General features: G+C 64.6%; 22 protein-coding genes. 11 read left to right on the forward strand and 11 right to left on the reverse strand.

Going from position 1 to position 25,313, the window contains the following annotated elements; translation table 11 throughout:
* Window positions 1–12 precede the first annotated feature (12 nt).
* Complete coding sequence (locus tag ABNP31_RS16955) at window positions 13–174, forward strand: hypothetical protein (protein ID WP_003251307.1); 162 nt, start codon at window positions 13–15, stop codon at window positions 172–174.
* Between the two features lie 139 nt (window positions 175–313).
* On the opposite strand, the gene ABNP31_RS16960 is transcribed toward ABNP31_RS16955, so the two are convergent.
* Entirely contained in the window at window positions 314–1,996 is a 1,683-nt protein-coding gene (locus ABNP31_RS16960; protein ID WP_085664648.1) for an AMP-binding protein, read from the reverse strand.
* 321 nt (window positions 1,997–2,317) lie between these two features.
* Here ABNP31_RS16960 and ABNP31_RS16965 point away from each other — a divergent pair, with 321 nt between their 5' ends.
* From ABNP31_RS16965 to ABNP31_RS16980, 4 genes are read left to right on the forward strand one after another with little or no spacing between them, the layout of a single operon-like run.
* A complete protein-coding gene (locus ABNP31_RS16965; RefSeq protein ID WP_025339821.1) occupies window positions 2,318–3,481 on the forward strand; it encodes an isovaleryl-CoA dehydrogenase in 1,164 nt (387 codons plus the stop codon).
* A 20-nt stretch (window positions 3,482–3,501) separates the two neighbouring features.
* Window positions 3,502–5,109, forward strand: a complete 1,608-nt coding sequence (locus tag ABNP31_RS16970) for a carboxyl transferase domain-containing protein (protein ID WP_013973340.1) — start codon at window positions 3,502–3,504, stop codon at window positions 5,107–5,109.
* A 3-nt stretch (window positions 5,110–5,112) separates the two neighbouring features.
* Window positions 5,113–5,928 (forward strand): gamma-carboxygeranoyl-CoA hydratase, encoded by an 816-nt coding sequence (locus tag ABNP31_RS16975; protein WP_238066608.1) that lies wholly within the window; start codon window positions 5,113–5,115, stop codon window positions 5,926–5,928.
* Window positions 5,925–7,877 carry an acetyl/propionyl/methylcrotonyl-CoA carboxylase subunit alpha gene (locus ABNP31_RS16980; protein ID WP_085664646.1) on the forward strand — a complete coding sequence of 651 codons (1,953 nt, stop codon included), beginning with the start codon at window positions 5,925–5,927 and terminating at the stop codon, window positions 7,875–7,877. The genes ABNP31_RS16975 and ABNP31_RS16980 overlap by 4 nt, the downstream gene beginning before the upstream one ends.
* 137 nt (window positions 7,878–8,014) lie before the next feature.
* On the opposite strand, the gene ABNP31_RS16985 is transcribed toward ABNP31_RS16980, so the two are convergent.
* Window positions 8,015–8,680 carry a LexA family transcriptional regulator gene (locus ABNP31_RS16985; RefSeq protein ID WP_054572480.1) on the reverse strand — a complete coding sequence of 222 codons (666 nt, stop codon included), beginning with the start codon at window positions 8,678–8,680 and terminating at the stop codon, window positions 8,015–8,017.
* 130 nt (window positions 8,681–8,810) lie between these two features.
* Here ABNP31_RS16985 and ABNP31_RS16990 point away from each other — a divergent pair, with 130 nt between their 5' ends.
* Both ABNP31_RS16990 and ABNP31_RS16995 read left to right on the forward strand, forming a co-directional pair.
* On the forward strand, window positions 8,811–9,122 hold the full coding sequence (locus tag ABNP31_RS16990) for a DUF6124 family protein (protein WP_350012567.1): 312 nt from the start codon (window positions 8,811–8,813) through the stop codon (window positions 9,120–9,122).
* A gap of 436 nt (window positions 9,123–9,558) precedes the next feature.
* Window positions 9,559–10,074: a DUF4880 domain-containing protein gene (locus tag ABNP31_RS16995; protein ID WP_350012568.1), complete on the forward strand. Its 516-nt coding sequence runs from the start codon at window positions 9,559–9,561 to the stop codon at window positions 10,072–10,074.
* 176 nt (window positions 10,075–10,250) lie between these two features.
* Here ABNP31_RS16995 and ABNP31_RS17000 read toward each other — a convergent pair whose 3' ends face one another.
* Window positions 10,251–11,171, reverse strand: a complete 921-nt coding sequence (locus ABNP31_RS17000; RefSeq protein WP_025339857.1) for a LysR substrate-binding domain-containing protein — start codon at window positions 11,169–11,171, stop codon at window positions 10,251–10,253.
* Between the two features lie 197 nt (window positions 11,172–11,368).
* On the opposite strand from ABNP31_RS17000, the gene ABNP31_RS17005 reads away from it, so the two are divergent.
* The 4 genes from ABNP31_RS17005 to ABNP31_RS17020 all read left to right on the forward strand — a co-directional run bounded on the left by ABNP31_RS17005 (window position 11,369) and on the right by ABNP31_RS17020 (window position 15,357).
* Complete coding sequence (locus ABNP31_RS17005; protein WP_085664644.1) at window positions 11,369–12,118, forward strand: SDR family NAD(P)-dependent oxidoreductase; 750 nt, start codon at window positions 11,369–11,371, stop codon at window positions 12,116–12,118.
* A gap of 75 nt (window positions 12,119–12,193) precedes the next feature.
* Window positions 12,194–13,492, forward strand: coding sequence for an MFS transporter (locus ABNP31_RS17010; protein WP_085664643.1), 1,299 nt, complete (start codon window positions 12,194–12,196; stop codon window positions 13,490–13,492).
* A 21-nt stretch (window positions 13,493–13,513) separates the two neighbouring features.
* Window positions 13,514–14,362, forward strand: coding sequence for a transketolase (locus ABNP31_RS17015; RefSeq protein WP_085664642.1), 849 nt, complete (start codon window positions 13,514–13,516; stop codon window positions 14,360–14,362).
* Complete coding sequence (locus ABNP31_RS17020) at window positions 14,359–15,357, forward strand: transketolase family protein (RefSeq protein WP_015271019.1); 999 nt, start codon at window positions 14,359–14,361, stop codon at window positions 15,355–15,357. The genes ABNP31_RS17015 and ABNP31_RS17020 overlap by 4 nt, the downstream gene beginning before the upstream one ends.
* A gap of 186 nt (window positions 15,358–15,543) precedes the next feature.
* Here ABNP31_RS17020 and ABNP31_RS17025 read toward each other — a convergent pair whose 3' ends face one another.
* From ABNP31_RS17025 to ABNP31_RS17060, 8 genes are all read right to left on the reverse strand, one after another.
* On the reverse strand, window positions 15,544–15,954 hold the full coding sequence (locus tag ABNP31_RS17025; RefSeq protein ID WP_075045688.1) for an SRPBCC family protein: 411 nt from the start codon (window positions 15,952–15,954) through the stop codon (window positions 15,544–15,546).
* 71 nt (window positions 15,955–16,025) lie between these two features.
* The gene (locus ABNP31_RS17030) at window positions 16,026–17,036 is read right to left on the reverse strand and encodes an aldo/keto reductase (protein ID WP_085664641.1); all 1,011 of its coding nucleotides are present in this window, start codon (window positions 17,034–17,036) and stop codon (window positions 16,026–16,028) included.
* Window positions 17,037–17,195: 159 nt separating this feature from the next.
* Window positions 17,196–18,578 (reverse strand): MFS transporter, encoded by a 1,383-nt coding sequence (locus ABNP31_RS17035; protein ID WP_350012569.1) that lies wholly within the window; start codon window positions 18,576–18,578, stop codon window positions 17,196–17,198.
* Entirely contained in the window at window positions 18,575–19,786 is a 1,212-nt protein-coding gene (locus ABNP31_RS17040; protein WP_350012570.1) for an acyl-CoA dehydrogenase family protein, read from the reverse strand. The genes ABNP31_RS17035 and ABNP31_RS17040 overlap by 4 nt, the downstream gene beginning before the upstream one ends.
* Before the next feature lie 287 nt (window positions 19,787–20,073).
* Window positions 20,074–21,786 carry a dipeptide ABC transporter ATP-binding protein gene (locus tag ABNP31_RS17045; protein WP_238066615.1) on the reverse strand — a complete coding sequence of 571 codons (1,713 nt, stop codon included), beginning with the start codon at window positions 21,784–21,786 and terminating at the stop codon, window positions 20,074–20,076.
* On the reverse strand, window positions 21,783–22,646 hold the full coding sequence (locus ABNP31_RS17050; protein WP_085614380.1) for an ABC transporter permease: 864 nt from the start codon (window positions 22,644–22,646) through the stop codon (window positions 21,783–21,785). Before ABNP31_RS17050 ends, ABNP31_RS17045 begins: the two co-directional genes overlap by 4 nt.
* Window positions 22,643–23,629 (reverse strand): ABC transporter permease, encoded by a 987-nt coding sequence (locus ABNP31_RS17055; RefSeq protein WP_084785341.1) that lies wholly within the window; start codon window positions 23,627–23,629, stop codon window positions 22,643–22,645. The genes ABNP31_RS17050 and ABNP31_RS17055 overlap by 4 nt, the downstream gene beginning before the upstream one ends.
* On the reverse strand, window positions 23,626–25,260 hold the full coding sequence (locus tag ABNP31_RS17060; protein WP_433916051.1) for an ABC transporter substrate-binding protein: 1,635 nt from the start codon (window positions 25,258–25,260) through the stop codon (window positions 23,626–23,628). Before ABNP31_RS17060 ends, ABNP31_RS17055 begins: the two co-directional genes overlap by 4 nt.
* Window positions 25,261–25,313: the final 53 nt, after the last annotated feature.

Here is a 25,313-nt window from a genome sequence, read left to right on the forward strand (position 1 = left end):
CGAGGTCAGGCCATGAACATTCCCATTCCACCGGAGACTCCCGATCCCAACATCGACGACCCGAGCCTGCCGCCGCCCGTGCCGGAGGAAGACCCGGACGAGCTGCCGATCAAGCCGACCGTGCCGCCGACGGTGGGTGACCCGCCGAGCCAGGAACCACCGGTGAAGGCTTAAGGGTAGACCAGGATCGACATAGGCAGGACCGGCCCTTTCGCGGGTGAACCCGCTCCCACAGGTACAGCGCCGCGTTCGAGGTCGGCGCGGTCCCTGTGGGAGCGGGTTCACCCGCGAAAGGGCCGGCAGCATCAATGCATCAACCAGCAGTTGAAGCCGATATCTCCGCCACACTGATCTCCCGCATGCGGAACTTCTGCACCTTGCCGGTCACCGTCATCGGGTACTCGTCGACAAAGCGGATATGCCGCGGCACCTTGAAGTGGGCAATGCGCGCCTTGCACCAGCCCTGCAGTTCCTCGACCGTGGCACTGTGCCCCGGGTGCAGCTTGATCCAGGCGACGATCTCCTCGCCATAACGGCTGCACGGGATGCCGATCACCTGCGCATCAGCTACCGCCGGGTGGGTGTAGAAGAACTCTTCCAGTTCACGCGGGTAGATGTTCTCGCCGCCGCGAATGATCATGTCCTTGTTGCGCCCGACAATGCGCACGTAGCCGTGCTCGTCCATCACCGCCAGGTCGCCCGAATGCATCCAGCCGGCTGGGTCGATGGCATCTGCCGTGGCCTGGGGGTTGTCCCAGTAGCCGAGCATCACGCTGTAGCCGCGGGTGCACAGCTCGCCGATCTCGCCGCGCGGGACGATGCAGCCGTCTGCGTCCACCAGCTTGTTCTCCAGCTGCGGCTGGGTGCGGCCGACGGTGGTCACGCGCAGCTCCAGGTCGTCGTCCGGGCCGGTCTGCAGCGACACCGGGCTGGTTTCGGTCATGCCGTAGGCGATCTGCACTTCGGCCATGTGCATCTGGTCGATGACCCGGCGCATCACCTCGATCGGGCAGGTGGCGCCGGCCATGATGCCGCTGCGCAGGGTCGACAGGTCCATTTGCGCGCGCGCGGGGTGGTCGAGCATGGCGATGAACATGGTTGGTACGCCATAGAGAATGCTGGCGCGCTCTTCGGCCACGGCGCGCAGGGTGAGCTCGGCGTCGAAGGCGTCGTTGGGGTAGATCATGGTGCTGCCGTGGGTGATGCAGCCGAGGTTGGCCATGACCATGCCGAAGCAGTGGTACAGCGGCACCGGGATCACCATGCGGTCGCGTGCGGTCAGGCCCAGGCTTTCGCCGACCATGAAGCCGTTGTTGAGGATGTTGTAGTGGCTGAGCGTGGCGCCCTTCGGTGCGCCGGTGGTGCCGGAGGTGTACTGGATGTTCACCGGCTGGTCGAACTGCAGGCTTTGCTGGCGCTTCGCGTAAGCCTCGACGCAGGTCTGCCCTGCCCGCGCGGCCAGCGCTTGCCAAGGCAGGAAGCCTGCCGGCGGGTTGGCGGCCAGGCTGACCACACCGCGCAGGTCGGGCAGGCGTTCACTGGCCATTTCACCGGGGGTGGCGCTGGCCAGCTCCGGCGCCAGCTCCTGGACCATGGCGTGGTAGTCAGACGTCTTGAAGGCATCGGCACACACCAGCCAGCGGCAACCGGACTGGCGCAGCACGTATTCCAGCTCGCCCACGCGGTAGGCCGGGTTGATGTTGACCAGAATCGCGCCGACCTTGGCGCTGGCCAACTGCAGGATGCACCACTGGGCGCAGTTGGGCGACCAGATGCCGACCCGATCGCCGGTGTTCACGCCCAGGGTCATCAGGGCACGAGCATGCACCTCGACCTGCTCGGCCAACTGCCGCCAGCTGTAGCGCAGGCCCTGATGGTGCGACACCAGGGCCTCGCCGTCGGCACAACGGGCCACGGTGGCGTCGAAGGCCTGGCCGATGGTCTGGGTCAGCAAGGCTTGGTCCTGGCGACCGCGGGTATAGCTTGGTTGACTCATGGGTGTCCCTTCTTGTGGTTGTTCTGGGCACGACTGAAGCAAGCGGGAATACTCTGGCGCAGATTTACGTTTACGTAAAGGTGATGAGTCGATTGACAGTAAGCGCATGCAGGTTTACGTTAACGTAAAGGTGAAAACGACATCGGGTTTGTCGGCGCACCACCGACCCTGTGGGAGCGGGTTTACCCGCGAATGCGATCATCCAGGCAATGACGGTGGCCCTGCTGACGTATTCGCGGGTAAACCCGCTCCCACAGGGCCGGTGGATAGCCCTTGAGCTACGGTGTTACCCAATTTCAAGAACAAGAAGGTGCCCCCAGCATGCATTACCCCACCCTGAACTTCGCCCTGGGCGAAACCATCGACATGCTCCGCGACCAGGTGCGCACCTTCGTCGCCGCCGAACTGGCCCCGCGCGCCGCGCAAATCGACCACGACAACCTGTTCCCGGCCGACATGTGGCGCAAGTTCGGCGACATGGGCCTGCTGGGCATCACCGTGCCGGAAGAATACGGCGGTGCCGGCCTGGGCTACCTGGCCCACGTGGTGTCGATGGAAGAAATCAGCCGTGGCTCGGCCTCGGTGGCCCTGTCCTACGGTGCCCACTCCAACCTCTGCGTCAACCAGATCAACCGCAACGGCAGCCACGAGCAGAAGCTCAAGTACCTGCCCAAGCTGATCAGCGGCGAGCACATCGGCGCCCTGGCCATGAGCGAGCCCAACGCCGGTTCCGACGTGGTATCGATGAAGCTGCGCGCGGAAAAGCGCGGCGACCACTACGTGCTCAACGGCAGCAAGACCTGGATCACCAACGGCCCGGACGCCAACACCTACGTGATCTACGCCAAGACCGACCTGGACAAGGGCGCGCACGGCATCACCGCGTTCATCGTCGAGCGTGACTGGAAAGGCTTCAGCCGCAGCAACAAGTTCGACAAGCTGGGCATGCGTGGTTCCAACACCTGCGAGCTGTTCTTCGACGGCGTCGAAGTACCGGAAGAAAACATCCTCGGCCAGCTCAACGGTGGCGTGCGCGTGCTGATGAGCGGCCTGGACTACGAGCGCGTGGTACTGTCCGGCGGCCCGACCGGCATCATGCAAAGCTGCATGGACCTGGTGGTGCCCTACATTCACGACCGCAAGCAGTTCGGCCAGAGCATCGGCGAGTTCCAGCTGATCCAGGGCAAGATCGCCGACATGTACACCCAGCTCAACGCCAGCCGCGCCTACCTGTATGCCGTGGCCCAGGCCTGCGACCGTGGCGAGACCACCCGCAAGGACGCCGCCGGGGTGATCCTGTACACCGCCGAGCGCGCCACGCAAATGGCCCTGGAGGCGATCCAGATTCTCGGCGGCAACGGCTATATCAACGAATTCCCGGCAGGCCGCCTGCTGCGCGACGCCAAGCTGTACGAGATCGGTGCCGGCACCAGCGAAATCCGCCGGATGCTGATCGGCCGCGAACTGTTCAACGAAACCCGCTGAGCACAAGGGGACGGGCGCACATGGCTACCTTGCACACCCAGATCAACCCGCGTTCGGCGGAGTTCGCCGGCAACAGCGCGGCCATGCTCGAACAGGTCCAGGCCCTGCGCGGCCTGCTCGCCCAAGTGGCCCAGGGCGGCGGGCCCAAGGCCCAGGAGCGGCACACTTCACGTGGCAAGCTGCTGCCGCGCGAGCGTATCGACCGCCTGCTGGACCCGGGCTCGCCGTTCCTCGAAATCGGCCAACTGGCTGCCCATGAGGTATATGGCGAAGACGTGCCTGCTGCGGGCGTGATCGCCGGCATCGGCCGCGTCGAAGGCGTGGAATGCATGATCGTGGCCAACGACGCCACGGTCAAAGGCGGTTCCTACTACCCGCTGACGGTGAAGAAGCACCTGCGGGCGCAGACCATCGCCCTGCAGAACCGCCTGCCGTGCATCTACCTGGTGGACTCCGGCGGCGCCAACCTGCCACGCCAGGACGAAGTGTTCCCCGACCGCGAACACTTCGGGCGGATCTTCTTCAACCAGGCCAACATGAGCGCACTGGGCATTCCGCAGATTGCCGTGGTGATGGGCTCGTGCACTGCCGGCGGTGCCTACGTGCCCGCGATGGCCGACGAAGCGATCATGGTGCGCCAGCAAGCGACCATCTTCCTCGCCGGCCCCCCACTGGTAAAGGCCGCCACCGGTGAAGTGGTGAGCGCCGAAGACCTCGGCGGCGCCGATGTGCACTGCCGCACCAGCGGCGTGGCCGACCACTATGCCGACAACGACGAACACGCCCTGGCCCTGGCCCGACGCAGCGTGGCCAACCTCAACTGGCACAAGCTGGGCAAGCTGCAGCGCCTGGCCCCGGTGGCACCGCTGTATGCCGCCGATGAGCTGTATGGCGTGGTGCCGGCCGATGCCAAGCAACCGTTCGACGTGCGCGAGGTGATCGCGCGCCTGGTCGACGGCTCGGTGTTCGACGAGTTCAAGGCGCTGTTCGGTACCACCCTGGTGTGCGGCTTCGCCCACCTGCACGGCTACCCGGTGGCGATCCTCGCCAACAACGGCATCCTGTTCGCCGAGGCCGCGCAAAAAGGCGCGCACTTCATCGAACTGGCCTGCCAGCGCGGCATCCCGCTGCTGTTCCTGCAGAACATCACCGGCTTCATGGTCGGCAAGAAGTACGAAGAAGGCGGCATCGCCAAGCACGGCGCCAAGCTGGTCACTGCCGTGGCCTGCGCCCAGGTGCCAAAGTTCACGGTGATCATCGGCGGCAGCTTCGGCGCCGGCAACTACGGCATGTGCGGCCGTGCCTACGACCCGCGCTTCCTGTGGATGTGGCCCAACGCGCGGATTGGCGTGATGGGGGCCGAACAGGCCGCCGGCGTGCTGGCCCAGGTCAAGCGCGAACAGAGCGAGCGCAGTGGCCACCCGTTCAGCGCCGAAGACGAAGCCCGGCTCAAGCAGCCGATCCTCGACCAGTACGAGCACCAGGGCCACCCCTACTACTCCAGCGCCCGCCTGTGGGACGACGGTGTCATCGACCCGGCACAGACCCGCGACGTGCTCGGCCTGGCGTTGTCCGCCGCGCTGAACGCACCGATCGAACAGAGCCGCTTCGGCATTTTCCGGATGTGACCCATGAGCGATTTCAGCACCCTCGAAGTGATCCGCGACCCGCGCGGCTTCGCCACCCTGTGGCTGAGCCGCGAGGACAAGAACAACGCGTTCAACGCCTTGATGATCCGCGAACTGATCATCGCCCTCGACCAGTTGGCGGAGGACGCCAGCCTGCGCTTCGTGCTGCTGCGCGGCCGCGGCCGGCACTTCAGCGCCGGCGCCGACCTGGCCTGGATGCAGCAGTCGGCGCAGCTGGACTTCAACACCAACCTGGATGATGCCCGCGAGCTGGGCGAGCTGATGTACGCCCTGCACCGCCTCAAGGCGCCGACCCTGGCCGTGGTGCAAGGCGCGGCCTTTGGCGGCGCGCTGGGCCTGATCAGCTGCTGCGACATGGCCATCGGCGCCGAAGACGCCCAGCTGTGCCTGTCGGAAGTACGCATCGGCCTGGCCCCGGCAGTGATCAGCCCGTTCGTGGTCAAGGCCATCGGCGAGCGTGCCGCGCGCCGCTATGCCCTCACCGCCGAGCGTTTCAGCGGCGTGCGGGCCCGCGAGCTGGGCCTGCTGGCCGAGGTCTACCCGGCCAGCGAACTGGACGCCCAGGTCGAAGCCTGGGTGAGCAACCTGCTGCAAAACAGCCCGCAAGCGCTGCGCGCCACCAAGGACCTGCTGCGTGAAGTGGACGACGGTGAACTCAGCCCGGCCCTGCGCCGCTACTGCGAAAACACCATCGCCCGCATCCGCGTCAGCACCGAAGGCCAGGAGGGCCTGCGCGCCTTCCTGGAAAAACGCCGCCCCGCCTGGCAAACCGACGACAAGAAGGAGCCGCGCCCATGAGCCGCCCCGCTTTGACCACCCTGCTGGTCGCCAACCGCGGCGAAATCGCCTGCCGGGTGATGCGCACCGCCAAGGCCATGGGCCTGACCACCGTGGCCGTGCACAGCGCCACCGACCGTGATGCCCGGCACAGCCGCGAAGCCGATATCCGCGTCGACCTCGGCGGCACCAAGGCTGCCGAAAGCTACCTGCTGGTCGACAAGCTGCTGGCCGCAGCCAAGGCCAGCGGCGCCCAGGCCATCCACCCGGGCTATGGCTTCCTGTCCGAGAACGCAGGCTTCGCCCGCGCCATCGAAGAGGCCGGGTTGATCTTCCTCGGCCCACCGGCCAGCGCCATCGACGCCATGGGCAGCAAGTCGGCGGCCAAGGCACTGATGGAAGCCGCTGGCGTGCCACTGGTGCCGGGCTACCACGGCGAAGCCCAGGACCTGGACACCTTCCGCGCCGCCGCCGAACGCATCGGCTACCCGGTGCTGCTCAAGGCCAGCGCCGGCGGCGGTGGCAAGGGCATGAAAGTGGTCGAGGAAGAAAGCCAGCTGGCCGACGCCCTGGCCTCGGCCCAGCGTGAGGCACAGTCGTCGTTCGGCGATGCGCGCATGCTGGTGGAAAAGTACGTGCTCAAGCCGCGCCATGTGGAAATCCAGGTATTCGCCGACCAGCACGGCAACTGCCTGTACCTCAACGAGCGTGACTGTTCGATCCAGCGCCGCCACCAGAAGGTGGTGGAAGAAGCCCCTGCGCCAGGCCTGTCGGCCGAATTGCGCCGGGCCATGGGTGAAGCGGCGGTACGCGCGGCCCAGGCCATCGGCTACGTGGGCGCCGGCACCGTGGAGTTCCTGCTCGATGCCCGTGGCGAGTTCTTCTTCATGGAGATGAACACCCGCCTGCAGGTGGAGCACCCGGTCACCGAGGCCATTACCGGGCTCGACCTGGTGGCCTGGCAGATTCGCGTGGCCTGCGGCGAGGCCCTGCCGATCACCCAGGAACAGGTGCCGCTGATCGGCCATGCCATCGAAGTGCGCCTGTATGCCGAGGACCCGGCCAACGAATTCCTGCCCGCGACCGGCAAGCTGGCGCTGTACCGCGAGTCGGCAGCCGGCGAGGGGCGACGGGTGGACAGCGGGGTCAGCGAAGGTGATGTGGTGTCGCCGTTCTACGACCCGATGCTGGGCAAGCTGATCGCCTGGGGCGAAGACCGCGAGCAGGCGCGCCTGCGCTTGCTGGCCATGCTCGACGAGTTTGCCATTGGCGGGTTGAAGACCAACATCGCCTTCCTGCGGCGCATTCTCGCCCACCCGGCGTTTGCCGCAGCGGAGTTGGATACTGGCTTCATTCCGCGTCACCAGGAGGTTTTGCTGCCCGCGCCTCGAGCGCTGCCGGCAGGCTTCTGGGAAGCCGCGGCCGAGGCCTGGTTGCAGGGCCAGGCCGTACACCAGCGAGAGGACGACCGCAGTTCGCCGTGGGCCGAGCGCAACGGCCTGCGCCTGGGCCTGCCGGCGCGCAGCAGCCTGCACCTGGCGAGTGGTGGGCAGGACCAGGCGGTTGCCCTGGAACGCAGCGCTGCGTCTACCTGGCAGTTGCTGGGCGAGCAATTGGTGCATGACCAGGCTGGCGTGCGACGCCAGCATCTGGCGATTCGCCGCGGTGGCACGTTGTACTTGCAGTGGGATGGCGAGATGCATGCCATCGAAGCCTTCGACCCGATTGCCGAGGCCGAGGCCAGCCACAGCCACCAGGGCGGCCTGGGCGCGCCCATGAACGGCAGCATCGTGCGGGTGCTGGTGGAGCCTGGGCAGGTGGTGGAAGCAGGTACGGCGCTGGTAGTGCTGGAGGCCATGAAGATGGAGCACAGCATTCGCGCGCCACATGGCGGCACGGTGAAGGCGTTGTTCTGCCAGGAAGGGGATATGGTCAGCGAAGGGACGGTGCTGGTCGAACTGGCGGAGTAAGACTCCTGGGGGGCCGCTTTGCGGCCCTTTCGCGACACAAGGCCGCTCCTACAGGTACGGTGCATGCCCTGAGGTTGGTGCGGTACTTGTGGGAGCGGCCTTGTGTCGCGAAAGGGCTGCGCAGCAGCCCCGGCAATCTAGAAGGAGCCATGCACTCGCACGACCACCCCCAGAAACTCGCAACCATCCTCACACAGCAGCGCCGGGTAGTTGCTGTTGAGTGCCTTCAGGTACCGTTGCCCACCTTCCTCCGCCAGCTCACGGAAAATCGCCGGTTTGCCCGGCTGACGAGCGATAACCAGACGCCCTGGCTCGGCATCTACCCCAGGGTCCACCAACATCCGCATGCCCTGCGGCACACTGCGGCCACTGGCGGCACTCATCGCATCATTCTCGACAGTCAGCCAGAACGCCTTGCCTTGGGCCAGATAGTCCGTCTGCTCGAACACACCTGGCTCCGCCCCATCTGCGATACCTAGCTCATCCCAGCCCAGCACCGGGTAGCGGAAGCACACGATGTATTGCATGAGGTCCAGGTCATCATCGGAGTCATCGACCTCGTAAATGCCACGCTCCTCGCCAACCTGACCAACAATGCGCAACTGTAGGCTGACGTTGTAATGGGGCATGCCAATCTCGACGAATGTGCGATTCATCGACTCGATCTTCGGCTGACGCCGCTTGTTCACCCAATGCCCCACGCTGCCTTGAGACACGCCAACGCGCTCGGCAAGCTGCTCTTGAGTAAGCCCTAGCTCCTCCATCCGGTCACGGACGAGGGCAATCCATTTATCCATATTCATCGCTGGCACGATACGGACTGCCTTCTAGCGCTCAATAAACATTCAGTATTATTTATCGGAAAGCACAAAAATACTTTAGGTATTAGTATCGACCTGAACCCTTTCCCTACTGGTGTTAGCAGGTATCAGGATGAAACCACCGAAAAACGACGAAACAGATCTCGACAGCGAAGCCGCCCGCCGCGCCCTCGACTACTACCTCAACCCCAACCCGCCGCGCCCCACCCTGGACAACAGGATCTGGACCCTGCACGAGGGTGTAACCGGCGACCAGGCCCATGAACACGCCATCGCCCTGCTGCGCTGCGCCGCCGCCACCGCGCAGGAAACCGCCACCCACCAGCACGGCAGCCAGCGCGAACTGACCTTTGCCCTGATGCACATGATGGACATGGCGCGCGCACTGCTCGAGCACAAACGCACCGTGGAGTCGGGTTTGTAAGCAGGAAAGAAGGGAGAGAACGTGATGGCCGGGTAACGGCGAAGGCCCCGATTGCCGGGACAAGGAAGCGCACCGGTAAACTTTTTTACCGGATTAGCGAAAATTCATTTGACCGGCAAATGATAACGATTATTATTGCACTCAGCTGATCGCGAGATCTGCTGGATAACCTGGAGCTTAGGTCGCTCTCAGATTATCTCCTCATCAGGCTAATCACGGTTTTTGACCCAGCTTTTTGCTGGGTCTTTTTTTTGGCTCTTCAGGCTAATGAAGATCGTGATGGCGCGCATGATAGCAAAGGTGTTTCAGGGCGTGAACGCTCATTACAAAACTTTGCGGAATCAGCACTTGAGAATCAATCTCGTTTCACCTACGCTGATCACGCATCACGGAAGATGCCCCCATCCCTCCCCCTCCATAGAGCAAGGAGCTGTCCATGACCCGTCTGCTGCTGCCCCTTGAGCACCCAACCCCTGCTGCCGAACATCATGCCGACGACGCCTTGCTGCACGCCCTGAAACGCCTGCCACGGCGTGTGCAACAAGTATTCCTGCTCAACCGCCTCGACCAACTGGACTTCGCCAGCATCGCCGCCCGCCTCGACCTGCCATTGGCGAGCATCGAGCGGCACATGGACAAGGCACTGCAGGCCGGTCGCTCGCGCCGGGATGTGCTGGCGAGTGTTGCCGGGCAATGGTATGTGCGCTTGCAGAGCCCACAGGTGACGGCGTGCGAGCGGATCGATTTTCGCCGTTGGCTGGATGCGGACATGGCGAACTTGCAGGCGTTTCATGACACGGAACTGCACTGGCGCAGCCTGTTGGCACCGGCACGGCAGCTGGGCCAGGATGGTTGGTACCGGCAAGGTCGGGCGGCACTGTCGTTGGGCGGCTGTTCGGTTGCGGTCGGGCTTGGCGTGGCGGCGTTGGTGCTGTTTGGTTTCTGGGCCTGATCAACACCTGCGCTACACCGTTATCGTTTTCACCGCGGATGGCTCGTTTGTTACTTCCGATAGAGTTGTAGGGCTTTTCCCTTGTCACTTATTACCGTTGAGTTCTGGTGCTATCCAGCCTTCTGCTGACTTGATAGCCGGCCCCTACCGCAGTTCATCTGTTGTGCAAACTGCTCTCAGTAGTTGAAATCATGACCGAGCTGGCCCTGCACCCATTCAAGGAATTGTCGAACCCTGGGGGTTTCAGCATGGCCTCGCGGAAATACCAGGTGGTGGGCACTGACGGGCGTCGCCAAGTCTTCCGCAAATACCGGTACCAACTCGCCCCGGGCGATATAGTCCTGCGCCAGCAGGGAACTCTCCAAGGCCAACCCATACCCATGGCTGGCGGCCTCCAGGCTCATGTAGGAGCGATCGAAGCTCAGGGCGTAGGGGGTTTGTGGCAACGCCACGCCTTGCTGGGCGAACCATTGGGGCCATTGCACCAATGCGGCTTCCGACAGGATCAGGTTCTGCCCCAGCAGATCGCCCGGCTGCTTGATAGGCGTACGCTCGAGAAGCTGTGGCGAGGCCAGCACAGTTGCACGCTCATGCCGGATGGTGCGCACTTCCAGGCTGGGCCAGTTGGGGTAGCCATGGCGGATATCCAGATCGATCTGATGGCGGCCGAAGTGCAGCGACTCGTAGGAGCACGACAGGTTGATCTGGATCTGCGGATGACTGTTCCGAAAATGGTCCAGGCGCGGCAGCAACCAGAGCAGGCCAAAGCTAGGCGCGGAATGAAGCCGCAAGCAATCGAAGCCCACCGAGTTGCCGGCGCGCTCGGTGGCCGTAGCCAAGCTTTGCAATATGCCTGACACCTCGCGCAGGTACTGCTCTCCGGCCGGGGTCAATGCAACACCGCGCGCCTCGCGAATGAACAATGGACGACCGATCAAGGCTTCCAGATTAGCTATCTGGTGGCTCACCGCAGAGGGCGTGAGGTTCAACTGCTCTGCGGCCCGTGCAACGTTGCCGAAGCGAGCGACTTGCTCGAAGGCCTGAATTGCTTTCAGGGAAGGGATCTGAGGCGATTTTCTGAGGATGTCCAGGCTCATGACCATTTCCTGAAAGATTCGAAGCGATACCAAGGCTTTTACCTTCCTGTAAGCCCAGGGCACAAGTCGAGGGCTGAATTTTTTTCAGCACCGGGTGAAGGAGGCAGCGTTGCTCGGGGTCCTGTCCCGAACGAAGCTGTGCCTATCGGTTCTGCCGGAACCGCCGCTCACAACAACAACCATCTGGAGCACCTTCGATGCTGTTAACAGGAAAATTTGCCGTGATCACTGGCGCGGCCTCTGCCCGCGGCATCGGCCGCGCAACAGCCCAGGCGTTTGCCGCTCAGGGCGCCAAAGTCGCGATCCTGGACCTGGACGCCTCTGCCGCAACCGAGGCTGCCGCTTCACTGGGCGAAGGCCACCTCGGCGTGGCTGCCAACGTTGCCGATGAAGCACAAGTGCGTGATGCCATCGCTCAAGTGCTCGCGCAATTCGGCCGGATCGACGTGCTGGTAAACAACGCCGGCATCACTCAACCGGTGAAAACCCTGGAAATCACAGGGGCTGACTATGACCGGATTCTCAACGTGAACCTTCGTGGCACCTTGCTGATGTCCCAGGCGGTGATCCCAACCATGCGGGCGCAACGCGCTGGCAGCATCATCTGCATGTCTTCTGTGTCTGCCCAGCGTGGTGGCGGCATCTTCGGTGGCCCTCACTACAGCGCGGCGAAGGCTGGCGTGCTTGGATTGGGCAAGGCGATGGCCCGTGAACTGGGACCGGACAATATTCGCGTCAACTCGATCACACCAGGCCTGATTCACACTGACATCACCGGTGGCCTCATGCAGGATGAGCGCCGTCACGCCATCATCGAAGGCATCCCGCTGGGCCGCCTGGGTGAGGCGCGCGATGTCGCCAATGCAGCTTTGTTCCTGGCCAGTGACCTGTCCAGCTACATGACGGGCATTACCCTGGATGTCAACGGCGGGATGCTGATCCACTGAGCACCCGGTGCATCGTGACCTGCACCCGAGCCCGGCGCAGGCCACGCGTTCGATAACAACAAGAGATCAGAACGAATGACCACATTAGCGCTCGATGCGGTATCCGCCGCGCGCAGCAGTGCCTACCGTAAAACGGCCTGGCGACTGATGCCTTTTCTCATGCTCTGCTACCTGTGCGCCTATCTGGACAGGGTCAATGTCGGCTTTGCGAAGCTGCAGATGATGGACGACCTGGCCCTTTCCGAAGCGGTCTACGGACTGGGCGCCGGCATGTTCTTCATTGGCTATTTTCTCTGCGAGGTGCCCAGCAACATCATTCTGCACAAAGTGGGCGCTCGACGCTGGATCGCTCGCATCATGATCACCTGGGGCATCATCTCGGCGATGTTCGCCCTGGTGGAGACAGCCTGGCAATTCTATACCCTGCGGTTTTTGCTGGGGATCGCCGAAGCAGGCCTGGCACCAGGGCTTCTGCTGTACCTGACCTATTGGTTCCCGTCTTACCGCCGGGCGAAGATGACCGCGCTGTGGTTCATCGCGATTCCGCTCTCGGGCATGGTCGGTGGCCCGTTGTCGGGTTGGATCATGGAGCGCTTTGCCGGCGTTCACGGCTGGGCGGGCTGGCAGTGGATGTTCCTGCTCGAAGCCATCCCAACGGTACTGGTGGGCGTTCTGGTGCTGAGCTACCTGAAGGATGGCGTCGATCAGGCTCACTGGTTGAGCGACGAAGAAAAAGGCCTGGTGCGCAAGGAACTGGCTGAAGACGAGCAACACAAGGTAAACCACGGCTCGGTGGCCGACTTCATCCGCGACCGTCGGCTCTGGTTGCTGGCGGGCATCTACTTCTGCGTAGTGATGGGCCAGTACGCAATCACGTTCTGGCTACCCACACTGGTACGTAATGCCGGCGTCAGCGAACCTTTGCACATCGGCCTGCTGACCAGCCTGCCGTACCTGTGTGCCATCGTCGCGATGCTGTGGGCCGGGCGCAGCGGCGACCGTCACCGTGAACGCCGCTGGCATCTGGCGATCCCCATGCTGATCGGCGCACTGGGCCTGAGCCTCGCCGCAGCACTGGGCAGCAGCCTGACGCTGTCGATCCTCAGCCTGTGCCTCGCAGCAGCTGGAGTGCTATCCGCCTCTTCACTGTTCTGGATGCTGCCCACCACGCTGCTGGGAGGTGTATCGGCGGCGGCAGGCATCGCGGCGGTGAACAGTTTCGCCAACCTTGCCGGCTTCTGCTCGCCGTACCTGATCGGCTGGGTCACTACCACCTTGGGCAGCAATGCCATCGGCATGTATCTCATCACGGCCGTACTCATGTTTGGCGCCTTCCTGGTGTCGCGAGTACCGGCTCATCTGGTCAATCGTTGATTCGATAAAGGAGTCACTTCAATGACTGCTGTGCCTACCTACACCGAGGCGCTGCCGCTGGCTGTGCGCGCTCGCAATATTCGCCGCCACGCATTGCGCATGGGGCAAGTCCAGGGCCAGGGCTATGTCGGCCAGGCGCTGGGCGCCGCCGACCTGCTGGCGGTCGCGTATTTCCATGCGCTGCGCCTCGACCCCGGCAACCCCGAATGGGAGCAGCGCGACCGCTTCTATCTGTCCATCGGGCACTACGCGATCGCCCTCTATGCCGCACTGATCGAGGCCGGCGTAATCCCCGAGGAGGAGCTTGAAACCTACGGTAGCGACGACAGCCGCTTGCCCATGTCTGGTATGGCTGCCTATACCCCAGGCATGGAGATCACCGGTGGCTCGCTCGGCCACGGCTTGGGCATCGCCGTCGGCGCTTGCCTCGGGCTCAAACGCAAGGGTTCGGACAGCTGGGTCTACAACCTGCTGTCCGATGGCGAGCTCAACGAGGGCTCGACCTGGGAGGCCGCCATGTCGGCCAGCCATTGGCGCCTGGACAACCTGATCGCCATCATCGATGTGAATAACCAGCAGGCAGATGGCCATTCCAGCGAGGTACTGGCCTTCGAGCCAATCGTCGACCGTTGGCAAGCCTTTGGCTGGTTCGTTCAACGCGTGGACGGCAATGACCTGGATGCGCTGGTCGGCGCCTTCGACCAGGCCCGCGCCCACACCGGGGCGCAACCGCGCGTGATCATATGCGATACCCGCATGGGCAAAGGCGTGCCTTTCCTCGAAAACCGCGACAAGACGCACTTCATTCGCGTCGATGAAAACGAATGGGACCTCGCCCTCAAGGCGCTGGACGCCGGGAGCCAAGCATGAGCACTGTGAACTCACCCAAGAAACGCCTGACCACATCGGCCATGATCGCTTCGATTGCCGCCGACGGCCAGCCGACCCGCCCTGCCCCGTTTGGCCATGCCCTGGCAAGCCTTGCCGAGCAACGTCAGGATATAGTTGGGCTAAGTGCCGACCTGTCCAAGTACACCGACCTGCACATCTTCGCCAAAGCCCACCCCGAGCGCTTCTATCAAATGGGCATGGCCGAACAATTGCTGATGAGCGCCGCTGCTGGCATGGCACGGGAAGGCATGACCCCCTTTGCCACCACCTATGCGGTATTCGCTTCCCGTCGGGCCTATGACTTCATCTGCATGGCAATCGCAGAAGAGAACCTCAACGTCAAGATCGTCTGCGGGCTGCCCGGCCTGACCACCGGTTATGGTCCTAGCCACCAGGCCACGGATGACCTGGCCATCTTCCGGGCGATGCCCAACCTGATGATCGTCGACCCCTGCGATGCGCTTGAGATCGAACAGGCTGTGCCAGCGATCGCTGCCCATCAAGGGCCGGTCTACATGAGGCTGCTGCGCGGCAACGTACCCTTGGTGCTCGATCGCTACGATTACCAGTTCCAGCTGGGCAAGGCACAGGTGCTGCGCGGTGGTCGGGATGTGCTGTTGATTGCCAGCGGCCTCATGACCATGCGTGCGCTGGAGGCTGCCGAGCAGCTGCAAAAGGACGGTGTGGATGTATCGGTGCTGCATGTACCCACCATCAAACCGCTCGATGAGCAGACCATCCTCGCCGAGGCACGCAAGCCTGGTCGCCTGGTGGTCACTGCGGAAAACCACTCGATCATAGGCGGCCTGGGAGAGGCCGTGGCGGGCGTGCTGTTGCGCAATGGGGTCACTCCAACCTTCCGCCAGATCGCGCTACCGGATGCATTTCTCGATGCGGGTGCACTTCCGACCTTGCATGACCGTTACGGGATCTCCACTGACGCTGTGTCCAGGCAAATCAAGGCGTGGCTTTAACCGCAGTTATGGGTAGCATTTTCTGAAGCAACGAAGATAGCGTTAACGGGGCTGCTACGCAGCCCATCGCCGGCAAGCCAGCTCCCACAGAGATCGCTCTACTCCTGAGTTCTGCGCAGTACCTGTGGGAGCTGGCTTGCCGGCGATGGGCCGCAAAGCGGCCCCCAATTACTTAGCTGACAGGTATTAGCCTTCCAGCCCTTTCTTCAGCGCCGCCAGGCCATCTTCATAGATGCCAGCGAACAACGCAGTTGCCTCAGCATCGCTGACACCCACCGGCACGAACGAACCGGACCATTCCACACGAGAGCCGCTACCTTCAGCCACCACGCGCAGGGTCGACTGGTAGTCACGCACCGGCGCCGGGCCCGTGAGGATGGTGTAGCTGTAGCTGCGGCCGGCTTCGTTGAAGTCCAGCAGGCGCTCGATGATGGTGTCGCCAGCCACGCTCTTCAGGGTGCGGACGCGGCCGCCTTCGCTCAGGGCGCTTTCGGGAATGAACGGCAGCCAGTCGGGCAGCGCGTCGAAACCGCCAATCAGTTGCCAAACGCGGTTGGCATCGGTTGCCAGGGTGATGGAAGCTTGTGCAGTTGCCATGATGATTCTCCTGGGGCGCGGCCCCATTGATTCGGGTAGGCAGGGCCGCGCAGCGGCCCTTCAAGATCGGTTTAAATAGCAGGTACCGGGGCCTGGGCGTTGATCAGCCCTTGCTGGCGCAGGTCATTCCAGAAGGCCATCGGGATCACCTTGCTCAGGGCGGCGAGGTCTTCGTTGGCGTGTGCCGGACGGGTGGAGCCCGGGATCACCGAGACCACGGCCGGGTGGGCCAGGGCGAACTGCAGGGCGGCCGCCTTCACATCCACACCATGAGCACGGGCCACGGCGCGGATGCGCTCCAGCTTGGCCAGCACGGTCGCGTTGGCCTTCTGGTATTCGAAGTGCTCGCCACCGGCGGTGACACCCGAGCTGTACGGGCCGCCCACGACGATGCCTACACCCTGCTCCACCGCTTGCGGCATGACGCGTTGCAGTGCGCGGTCATGGTCCAGCAGCGAGTAGCGGCCGGCGAGCAGGAAGCCATCCGGACGGGCTTCTTCGAGGTCGAGGGTCAGCTCGATCGGCTCGACGCGGTTCACACCCAGGCCCCAGGCCTTGATCACACCCTCTTCACGCAGACGGGTCAGTACGCGGAAGGCACCGGTACGGGCGGTTTCGAACTGGCTCAGCCATTCGTCACCGTAGAAGTCCTGGGCGATGTCGTGAATCCAGACGATGTCCAGGCGGTCGGTCTTCAGGCGGCGCAGGCTATCCTCGATGGAGCGCAGGGTGGCGTCGGCGCTGTAGTCGTTGACGATGCGGTTGCGGTTGCCGTGCTCGAACAGGCCGCTTTTTTCGCCCAGTTCACGGGCTGCCGGGTCTTCCAGTTCGTCGAGGATGATGCGGCCAACCTTGGTGCTGAGCACGTACTCGTCACGTGGGCGGCCGACCAGGGCATTGCCCAGGCGAGTTTCGGACAGGCCGGCGCCGTAGAACGGGGCGGTATCGTAGTAGCGCACACCGTTGGCCCAGGCGGCGTCGATGGTGGCCTGGACTTCAGCCTCGGGAACATTGCGGAACATGTTGCCCAGCGGTGCGGCACCGTGGCCCAGTGGATTGGCGATAAGGGATTTGAGGTTCATGTGCGTTTTCCTGATGGGGGAGTTGGTTGTGAACTCCAGTGGCTGCAATCCTATGCCCCACCCACCAAGACCGTCCAAGTCATATTTCGAACGACTTGAGACCTTTTATGCAACACCCAACAACCTCCGGAATGGACTGATGCATGCCCCGCCCAATGACTAGTCCGCCAAACGCCGGAACACCAAACCGGAAATTCCACACATGACAGCGCACAGCAACATCACCGTGGCGATATCTGCCACCGAGGTTTCGCTACGCCCATCCATCCCGGCCAGCATCCCCAACAGCCCCCCTGCCAGGCTCACCGACATGGCCATGGTCAACTGCACGGACATCGCCGACAACGAACTGGCCGCCGCCGAACGCTCACCGGGCACGTCCTGATAACTGGCAGCCCCCAACGTCGAGAACTGCAGTGAACGCACCAGGCCTGCGGCGAACAGCACCGCAGCCATCAGCCACACAGCGGTATCACGATCAAAACTGGCGCACAGGGCAATCCCCACCCCACTGAGCACGGCATTGCAACTGAGCACCCGTCGATAGCCGTAGCGCCGTACCAATGGCACTGCCAGCAGCTTCATCAGCAGCGCGCCAGCGCCACCACTGACCACCAGCCCCCCCGCCGCCAACGGGCTCAAGCCCAGGCAGTTCTGCAGCAGCAGCACGATCAGGAACGGCTGGGCTGCCGAACCCAGGCGGAACAGCCCGCCACCCGCCTGGGCCACGCCAAAGCTGCGCAGGCGCAGCAGCGACAGGTCCACCAACGGACTGGGGTGTCGCCGCGCGTGCAGCAGATACCCCAACGCACAGGCTGCTCCACCGGCCACCAGCACCATGGCCCAGGCCTGGGGCAACTGCCCCAGCCCCAGTGCTTCCAGGCCGAACACCAGCATGGCCAGGGCCCCGCCGCTGAGCAGCAAGCCACGCACGTCCAACGGTGGCACCGGTCGTGCCGGATAATCCGGCACATGGCGCAGGATCAACCAGCAACCGAGCAGGCAGATTGGCAGGTTGATCAGGAAGATCCAGTGCCACGACAGCACCGTCACCAGCAAACCGCCGAGCAACGGCCCCACCAGCGGCCCCACCAGCGCCGGCAGGGCCAGCCACGACATGGCCTGCAGCAGCTGCTCGCGGCTCGACCAACGCAGGATGATCACCTGCCCCACCGGTGTCATCAATGCCCCGGCCGCCCCCTGCAGCATGCGCCCCAGGCACAGTTGCCAGAGCGTATCGGCCAGGGCGCAGGCCAGCGACGCGCAGGTGAACAAGCCCATCGCCGACAACATGACCTGGCGCGGGCGAAAGCGCTCGGCAGCCCAACCGCTGACCGGCACGCACAGGGCCAGGGCAAGCATGTACAGCGACACCACCAGATTCATGCGCAGCCCCGGCTCGCCGAAATCGGCGGCCATCTGCAGCAAGGCGGTCATCACCGCTGTGCTGTCGAGCAGCTCCATGAACAAGGCGGCACCGATGATCACCGGGACCTTGGGGCTTTGCACATGGCCGGCCAGCAAGGCCGGCTGGGCAGTCAAAACAGCCCCGAGACAGGTGGGCGAGTGCCCTTGAGCTGCCAGGCACCGACCACCGCCGCCTTCCATTGGCGCGGGTTATGATTGGCCACGGTGCGAGCGTTGCGCCAGTGGCGGTCGAGGTTGTGCTGGCGGCCGGTGGTGGAGGCACCGCCAACGTCGAACAGCGTTTGCGCAGCCTTGAGTGCCAGCTCGGCGACCAGGTACTGGGTCTGCGCCACCTCGATCGCAGCCTGCTCCACGGCGGCTTCATCCAGTTGCGTGGCCCAGGCCTTGTCGATGGTTGCAGCGGCCTTGAGGACCATGGCCTCAGCGCCATAGGCACGGGCGGCGATATCACCTACCGACAGCTCTACGTAGGGGTCGTCCACCGAGCGGCTGGCCGTGCTGTGCTTGATCGGGCGGGCATGCTCGCGGGCGAAGCGGGTGGCGTCGTCCAGCGCATTGCGGGCGATACCGGCCAGCACGGTGGCAAGGAACAGCTGCAGGAACGGCGTGACGATGGTGCGCTTGCCTTCCTCCACGGTACGCGTGCGGATATCGCTGGCCTCGACGCGCACATTGCGCAAGTGAGTGGTGCCGCTGGCGGTCAGGCGCTGGCCCATGGCGTCAAAGTCATCGACCAGCTCCAGGCCCTCGCGGTCGCGCGGCAGGATGAACGAAACCGGCTGCTCGTCCTCGTCCAGGGCAACGGCGCTGACGTAATCGGCGAACAGCGCACCCGTGCTGTAGAACTTGCTGCCATTGGCGCGAAAATGCTCGCCCTCGCGCACCAGGCGCGCGGCGATGGCGCCGTTGGCACCGCCCAGTTCCCAGCCGGCATTGCCGATTACCGCACCCTGCAGATAGCGCGCGAACCAACGCTCGCGCTCCTGCTCGGCGCCTTCGGCCTGTGAAGCCAGCAGGCCTTCGACAAATGCAAAACCCGGGCGCAGGGCCTGGGCCACGTTGGAGTCGACCGAGGCGATTTGCAGCAGCAGTTCGATCACATCGCTGACACTGCCGCCGGGGCCGCCGTACTGGCCTGGGATACGCACGGTGTAGAGCCCGGCTGCCGCAAGCTGGGCGATGGCCTCATGGGGCAACAGGCGTTCGCGTTCGCGCTGCGCGGCGCCTGCGCCGATGGCGGGCAGCAGGGCTGCGATGCGGGCTTTCAGCTCCGCGACGCTGGTGGCCGGAGCCTGGGTTGGGAAACGTTGAAATGTAGTCATGGTTCAGTCCTTTAAGTACATCTTTCGTTTAGGCGACCCGAGCCCTGTGGGAGCAGCGCTCTTGCCAATTTCCTGAAGCTGGCGCTATCCCTGTGGGAGATTACCCAGCCCTTTGGGCTGCGCTGTCGCGCAGAGAACTCAGTGCGCAAGCGATCCGCGTGTGGGAGCGGGCGTGCCCGCGAAGAATCCAACACGGTGCCTGGCACCGGCTCCGCCGGTGTTCGCGGCGGTTCGACGCCTCGACACGCCCGCTCCCACAAGTTCGGTGCAGGGCTTGGCGTCTCAGTTCAAATGGCGATCTTCCACAGGCGGGTTTCGTCGAACAGGTCGAAGGCTTCGTGTTCCAGGTCCAGCGGCGGCACCACCAGTTCGGCGCCGCTGCCGGGCAGGCGCGGCACCGCGCCGAGCAAGCGCTGGGTGTATTCGTGGGCCGGGTTATCGAACAACTGCTCGACCGGTGCCTGCTCCACCACCTGACCGTGGCGCATCACCAGCACGTCGTCGCTGACATGGCGGATCACCCCCAGGTCGTGGGAGATGAACAGGTAGGCCAGGCCCAGTTCGTCCTGCAGGTCGGCCAGCAGGTCGAGCACCTGGGCCTGCACCGACACGTCCAGGGCGGACACCGGCTCGTCGCAGATGATCACCTTGGGTTCGCTGGCGATCGCCCGGGCGATTGCCACCCGCTGGCGCTGGCCGCCCGACAGTTGCAACGGCCTGCGCTGGCCGAGATCTGCCGGCAAACGCACCTGGTTGAGCAGCACAGCGATACGTGCGGGCCTGGCTGGTGCCTCGATACCGGCTACCTGCAAGGCGTCATCAAGAATCTGCGCCACGCTCCAGCGCGGGTCGAACGAGCCCAGCGGGTCCTGGTAGATCACGCTGATGTCGCGCCGCAACGGCCTGCGCACTGCCTCGCTCACGGCGTTGGCCGGGCGGTTCCAGGGTTGCCCGCGATAAAGCACTTCGCCCTCATCGGGCTGCAGCAGGCCGAGGGCGATGCGTGCCACGGTGGTCTTGCCCGAGCCGGACTCGCCGACAATGCCCAGGGTACGCCCGGCACGCAGGGTGAAGTCGACGCCCTGCACCACCTGCCGCACCAGCCCGTCCGGGCCGAGGTAGCGCTTGCCCAGGCCACGGCCTTCGAGCAAAACGTCGCTGTGCGAGCGTGCCCGCGGCTCACTGCGCACGCCAACCCGCTCGGGTGACAGCCGGCTGCCGCGCGGGTGCTCGGCGGGTACTGCCGCCAGCAAGGCCTGGGTGTAGGCGTGACGCGGCTGGCGCAGCACCTGCTGCATCGGCCCCTGCTCCACCACCTCGCCATGGCGCAGCACCACCACCTCATCGGCCAGTTGGGCGACCACTGCCAGGTCGTGGCTGATGATCAGCAGCGAGGCGCCACGGGCCTTGATCTGCTGGAACACTTCAAGAATCTGCGCCTGCACGGTGGCGTCCAGCGCGGTGGTCGGCTCGTCGGCGATGACCAGCGCGGGGTCCATGGCCAGGGCACTGGCAATCAGTGCACGCTGGCGCAGGCCACCGGACAACTGCCCGGGCCGCTGGCGAGCACGCAGTTCGACATCCGGCACGCCTACCCGTTCGAGCAACTCATGCACGCGCGCAGTACGGGTATGGCGGTCACCGTATCCGTGGGTCTGCAGCACTTCGAGAATTTCCTTGCCCACCGGCCGCAGTGGGTCCAGCGACACCAGCGCATCCTGCAGCACGAAGCCGATATCCTTGCCACGCACGGCGCGCCACTGGCGCTCGCTGAGGTCGAGCAGGTCGTGGCCGCCGAAACTCAAGCGACGGGCACTCACCTGCGCTCGCCCTCCGGCCAGCCCGACCAGGCAGCGGGCACTGACGCTCTTGCCCGAGCCAGACTCACCGACCAAGGCCAGGCAACGGCCAGGCGGCAAGGTGAAGGACAGATCACGGACCACGCTGGCGCCATCAAAGGCCACGTTCAGCCCTTCGACGATCAAGGTCTTGTCGCTCATGGCAGGCGCCCCTCCAGACGTTGTTGGATGTAGCGGCCAGTCACGGTGGTCGCCAGGGTGGTGAGGACGATGAACAGGCCAGGGAAGAAGGTGAGCCACCAGGCATTGGCGATGAAGTCACGCCCCATGGACAACATGGTCCCCCACTCCGGCGCCGGCGGCCGCGCGCCCAGGCCGAGGAAGCTCAGCGCCGAGGCCCAGACGATGGCCTGGCCAACGCCCATGGTCAGCGTCACCACCAATGGGCGCATGGCGTTGGGCAGCAATTGGCGCAGCACGATGCGCGAAGTCGGGTGCCCCAACGCCCGCGCCGCTTCGATGTAGCCGGCGTTGCGTACCGCCAGCACCTGGCCACGGACCATGCGCGCGTACCCCGGCGCACCGCCCAGCCCGGTGGCGACGATCAACGGGCCGACACCGCTGCCGAACACCGCCACGAACAGCAGCGCCAGCACCAGGCTGGGGAAGGCGAACAGCACTTCCAGCAACCAGCCCACCGCACGGTCCACGCGTGCGCCGCCAAGGCCACCGAGCAGGCCGAGGGCGATGGCGATGACCATGGAAATGGCCGTAGCCGCAAGGCCGATCAGCAGGCTCTGGCGGGCGCCGTGGATGATCCGCGCGAAGATGTCGCGGCCCGACTGGTCGGTGCCCAGCCAGTGCGCCCAGCTGGGTGGCTGGAAAGCCTCTCGCGGCACGATGGCCAGTGGATCAATGCGGGTGAACAGCCCCGGCGCCAACGCGGCCAGAAGCAATGCGAACAGGAACAGGATCGCCAGGCTTGCGCCCAGCGGCGGCAGTTTCACTTGGCGCTGCCGGCGCAATGGCGCGAGCACTTGGCCATGGGTCAGGTCTGTCATGCTGCAGCCTCCTGCTGCCGAGGGTCGATCCACTGGTACAGCAGGTCGACCAGAATGTTGGCCAGCACATAGCCAGCCGCCACTACCAGGCTGATGCCGATCACCAGCGGCAGGTCCTGGGCCTGCACCGCCTGGTACAGCTGGCGGCCCACCCCCTTGCGGGAAAAGATCACCTCGCACACCACCGCACCACTGATCAGCGCGCCGATGGCCCAGCCCGACAGCGACACACCTGGCAGCAAGGCATGGCGCAAGGCGTGCCGAAAGCGCACGGCCAGGTCACTGAGGCCACGTGTGCGGGCGGTGAGCACGAAGGGTTGATCGAGGGTCAGTTCCAGCGACTCCCGGGTGACCTGGGCAATGAAACCGGCCAACGGAATCGCCAGGGAAAACGCCGGAAGTATCAGGCTGGCAAAGCTGTCGCTACCGGCCGGCGGGAACCAGCGCAGGCCGAAGGCGAATACCGCCAGCAGCACCACGCCGAGCCAGAAGTGCGGCAGCGCCGCGCTGAGGGTTTCCGCCAGCGAGGCGATACCGCCGACCAGCCTGCCGCGCCCGGCAGTGACCACTGTCAGCAGCAGCACCAGCAACCAGGCCAGCAGCAGGGCGGCGATGGTCAGTTCCAAGGTCGCCCCGCCCTGCTCGGCCAGCACACGGGTGACCGGCAGGTGCTGCGAGTAGGACACCCCCAAGTCACCTTGCAGCAGGCGCCCGAGGTAGAACACGTACTGCACGGCCAACGGCTTGTCGAGGCCGTACTCCACGCGCGCAGCTTCAATCGCTTCCGGCGTCGGGTTGCCACTGGGGCCACCGAGAATCGCCAGCACCGGGTCACCCGGCATCAGCCGCAGTGCGAAGAAGGTCAGGGTCGCCACCGCCCACAGCACCAGCACGCCACCGGCCAGGCGGATGGCAGCGCGCCGGCCCAGGGCGGCAAGGCGTTCGCGACGCGGGTCGGTCACTGCGAGTGTCGTCGTAGTCATTTGTTCACCCATGCGTCGTAGAGGTAGGTCACCGCCAGCGAAGGTTCCAGTCGCACGCCATGGGCGCTCTTGTAGATACCCAGGCGCGTGCTTTGTGGGTACGTGGTGAGTTGCAGGTACTGCGCGGCGGCCTGTTGCTGTGCCTGGAAGTAGCGCTGGCGGCGCAGGTCCGCGTCCTGGGTGGCCAGGGCACTGTCGAGCAGTGCGTCGTAGCCCGGGTCGGCGTAGCCGGAGGAGTTCTGGTGATAGCCGCCAACCCCGGCTGGCTGCACGAACGCGGTGGTGAAGATGATGCGCAGCACGTCAGGGGTGTTGGTGTTCCAGTAGCCGGTGCGGATGTCATAGTCCCAGGCGGCCTGGCGGGCGGTGACCTGGGCATCGCTCATCTGGTCCAGCACCAGTTCCAGGCCGGCCTGCCGGGTAGTGGCCTGTACCTGCTCCCACAGGGTCAGTTCCGACGGCGGCGTGCGCGCGCCGATCAGCACGACGGCGCGCAGCCGCTGGCCGTTCCTGGTGCGGTAGCCTTCGCTGTCGCGGCCGGTCCAGCCAGCCTCGTCGAGCAGCCTGGCGGCGCGGGCAGGGTCATAGTCCTGGCTGCGCTCGAAGTCACCGCTGTAGAACGGCGTGGCCAAGCTCAGCGGCCCACCGGCGCGGGGGAACTCGCCGAAGTACACACTTTTCAGTGCACCCTCGACATCGGCGCTGCGAACGAAGGCCTCGCGTACACGGATGTCGTCGAACGGTGCGCGGCGCAGGTTGAAGGTGCCATTGGTGGGGTTGCCCGGGCGCTGGGCGATGATCAGTTCCACGTCCGGGTTGCGCCGTGCTGCTTCGTGCGACTCTGGTGGCAATGCTTCGATCACATCGACCTCACCGGCCTGCAGCGAGGCGAAGCGCACCGACGGTTCCTGGATGAACTTCCAGACGATGCGTTCCAGGTACGCCGGGCCTTGGTGGCGTGCGGTAGGTGGCGCCCAGTTGTAGGCCGGGTTGCGCACCAGCTCCACCTGATTCTGCCGGTCCCAGCGCACCACCTTGAACGGCCCGCTGCCAACCGGGCTTTCGCAGTTCTGGTCACGGCTGCGTTGCAATGCGGTGGGCGACTGGATGCCGAGAAAGCCCTGGGCCAACACTTCGAGGAAAGCCGCATAGGGCGTCGCCAGAGTGACTTCGGCCGTGTAGGTGTCGAGCACCTTGGTGCCGCGGTACTGGCGGATGTAGCCACCGGCGGTACTGGATTGGGTCTTGGGGTTGGCCATATGGTCGAGGTTGGCCTTGACCGCTTCGGCATTGAACGGTGTGCCGTCGGTAAATTGCACGTCGCGGCGCAGGTGGAAGGTGTAGCGCAGGCCATCTGGCGAAACCTCCCAGCTTGTCGCCAGCCAGGGGCCGATCTGGCCGTTGCTGTCCATCGACACCAGCGAATCGAGGTACTGCTGGGCAATGAAAACCTGCGGCATGTCGCCGGCCACATGCGGGTCCAGGCAGGTGGGCTCGCGGTCGGTGGCATAGACCAAAGTGCCGCCCTGCTGCGGCTGGGTACTTTGCGCCGTGTGCTGCTCGTTCGGCTTGCAGCCGAGCAAGGCCAGTACGGTGCAGAGCGGGATCAGGGGGAGGATGGGTGTGTTCAAGGGCGCTCCTGCGGTGACTGGGCTTCGATAGGCCTGTTGCAGGAGTTGTGCCG

Origin of the sequence: Pseudomonas asiatica, assembly GCF_040214835.1 — a bacterium.
GTDB classification, from domain to species: domain Bacteria; phylum Pseudomonadota; class Gammaproteobacteria; order Pseudomonadales; family Pseudomonadaceae; genus Aquipseudomonas; species Aquipseudomonas putida_Z.

What these genes read in the sequence shown, in the direction of transcription:
- ABNP31_RS16955 (WP_003251307.1), top strand. Translation starts at nt 13, where the DNA reads ATGAACATTCCCATTCCACCGGAGACTCCCGATCCCAACATCGACGAC.
- ABNP31_RS16960 (WP_085664648.1), bottom strand. Translation starts at nt 1,996, where the DNA reads ATGAGTCAACCAAGCTATACCCGCGGTCGCCAGGACCAAGCCTTGCTG.
- ABNP31_RS16965 (WP_025339821.1), top strand. Translation starts at nt 2,318, where the DNA reads ATGCATTACCCCACCCTGAACTTCGCCCTGGGCGAAACCATCGACATG.
- ABNP31_RS16970 (WP_013973340.1), top strand. Translation starts at nt 3,502, where the DNA reads ATGGCTACCTTGCACACCCAGATCAACCCGCGTTCGGCGGAGTTCGCC.
- ABNP31_RS16975 (WP_238066608.1), top strand. Translation starts at nt 5,113, where the DNA reads ATGAGCGATTTCAGCACCCTCGAAGTGATCCGCGACCCGCGCGGCTTC.
- ABNP31_RS16980 (WP_085664646.1), top strand. Translation starts at nt 5,925, where the DNA reads ATGAGCCGCCCCGCTTTGACCACCCTGCTGGTCGCCAACCGCGGCGAA.
- ABNP31_RS16985 (WP_054572480.1), bottom strand. Translation starts at nt 8,680, where the DNA reads ATGAATATGGATAAATGGATTGCCCTCGTCCGTGACCGGATGGAGGAG.
- ABNP31_RS16990 (WP_350012567.1), top strand. Translation starts at nt 8,811, where the DNA reads ATGAAACCACCGAAAAACGACGAAACAGATCTCGACAGCGAAGCCGCC.
- ABNP31_RS16995 (WP_350012568.1), top strand. Translation starts at nt 9,559, where the DNA reads ATGACCCGTCTGCTGCTGCCCCTTGAGCACCCAACCCCTGCTGCCGAA.
- ABNP31_RS17000 (WP_025339857.1), bottom strand. Translation starts at nt 11,171, where the DNA reads ATGAGCCTGGACATCCTCAGAAAATCGCCTCAGATCCCTTCCCTGAAA.
- ABNP31_RS17005 (WP_085664644.1), top strand. Translation starts at nt 11,369, where the DNA reads ATGCTGTTAACAGGAAAATTTGCCGTGATCACTGGCGCGGCCTCTGCC.
- ABNP31_RS17010 (WP_085664643.1), top strand. Translation starts at nt 12,194, where the DNA reads ATGACCACATTAGCGCTCGATGCGGTATCCGCCGCGCGCAGCAGTGCC.
- ABNP31_RS17015 (WP_085664642.1), top strand. Translation starts at nt 13,514, where the DNA reads ATGACTGCTGTGCCTACCTACACCGAGGCGCTGCCGCTGGCTGTGCGC.
- ABNP31_RS17020 (WP_015271019.1), top strand. Translation starts at nt 14,359, where the DNA reads ATGAGCACTGTGAACTCACCCAAGAAACGCCTGACCACATCGGCCATG.
- ABNP31_RS17025 (WP_075045688.1), bottom strand. Translation starts at nt 15,954, where the DNA reads ATGGCAACTGCACAAGCTTCCATCACCCTGGCAACCGATGCCAACCGC.
- ABNP31_RS17030 (WP_085664641.1), bottom strand. Translation starts at nt 17,036, where the DNA reads ATGAACCTCAAATCCCTTATCGCCAATCCACTGGGCCACGGTGCCGCA.
- ABNP31_RS17040 (WP_350012570.1), bottom strand. Translation starts at nt 19,786, where the DNA reads ATGACTACATTTCAACGTTTCCCAACCCAGGCTCCGGCCACCAGCGTC.
- ABNP31_RS17045 (WP_238066615.1), bottom strand. Translation starts at nt 21,786, where the DNA reads ATGAGCGACAAGACCTTGATCGTCGAAGGGCTGAACGTGGCCTTTGAT.
- ABNP31_RS17050 (WP_085614380.1), bottom strand. Translation starts at nt 22,646, where the DNA reads ATGACAGACCTGACCCATGGCCAAGTGCTCGCGCCATTGCGCCGGCAG.
- ABNP31_RS17055 (WP_084785341.1), bottom strand. Translation starts at nt 23,629, where the DNA reads ATGACTACGACGACACTCGCAGTGACCGACCCGCGTCGCGAACGCCTT.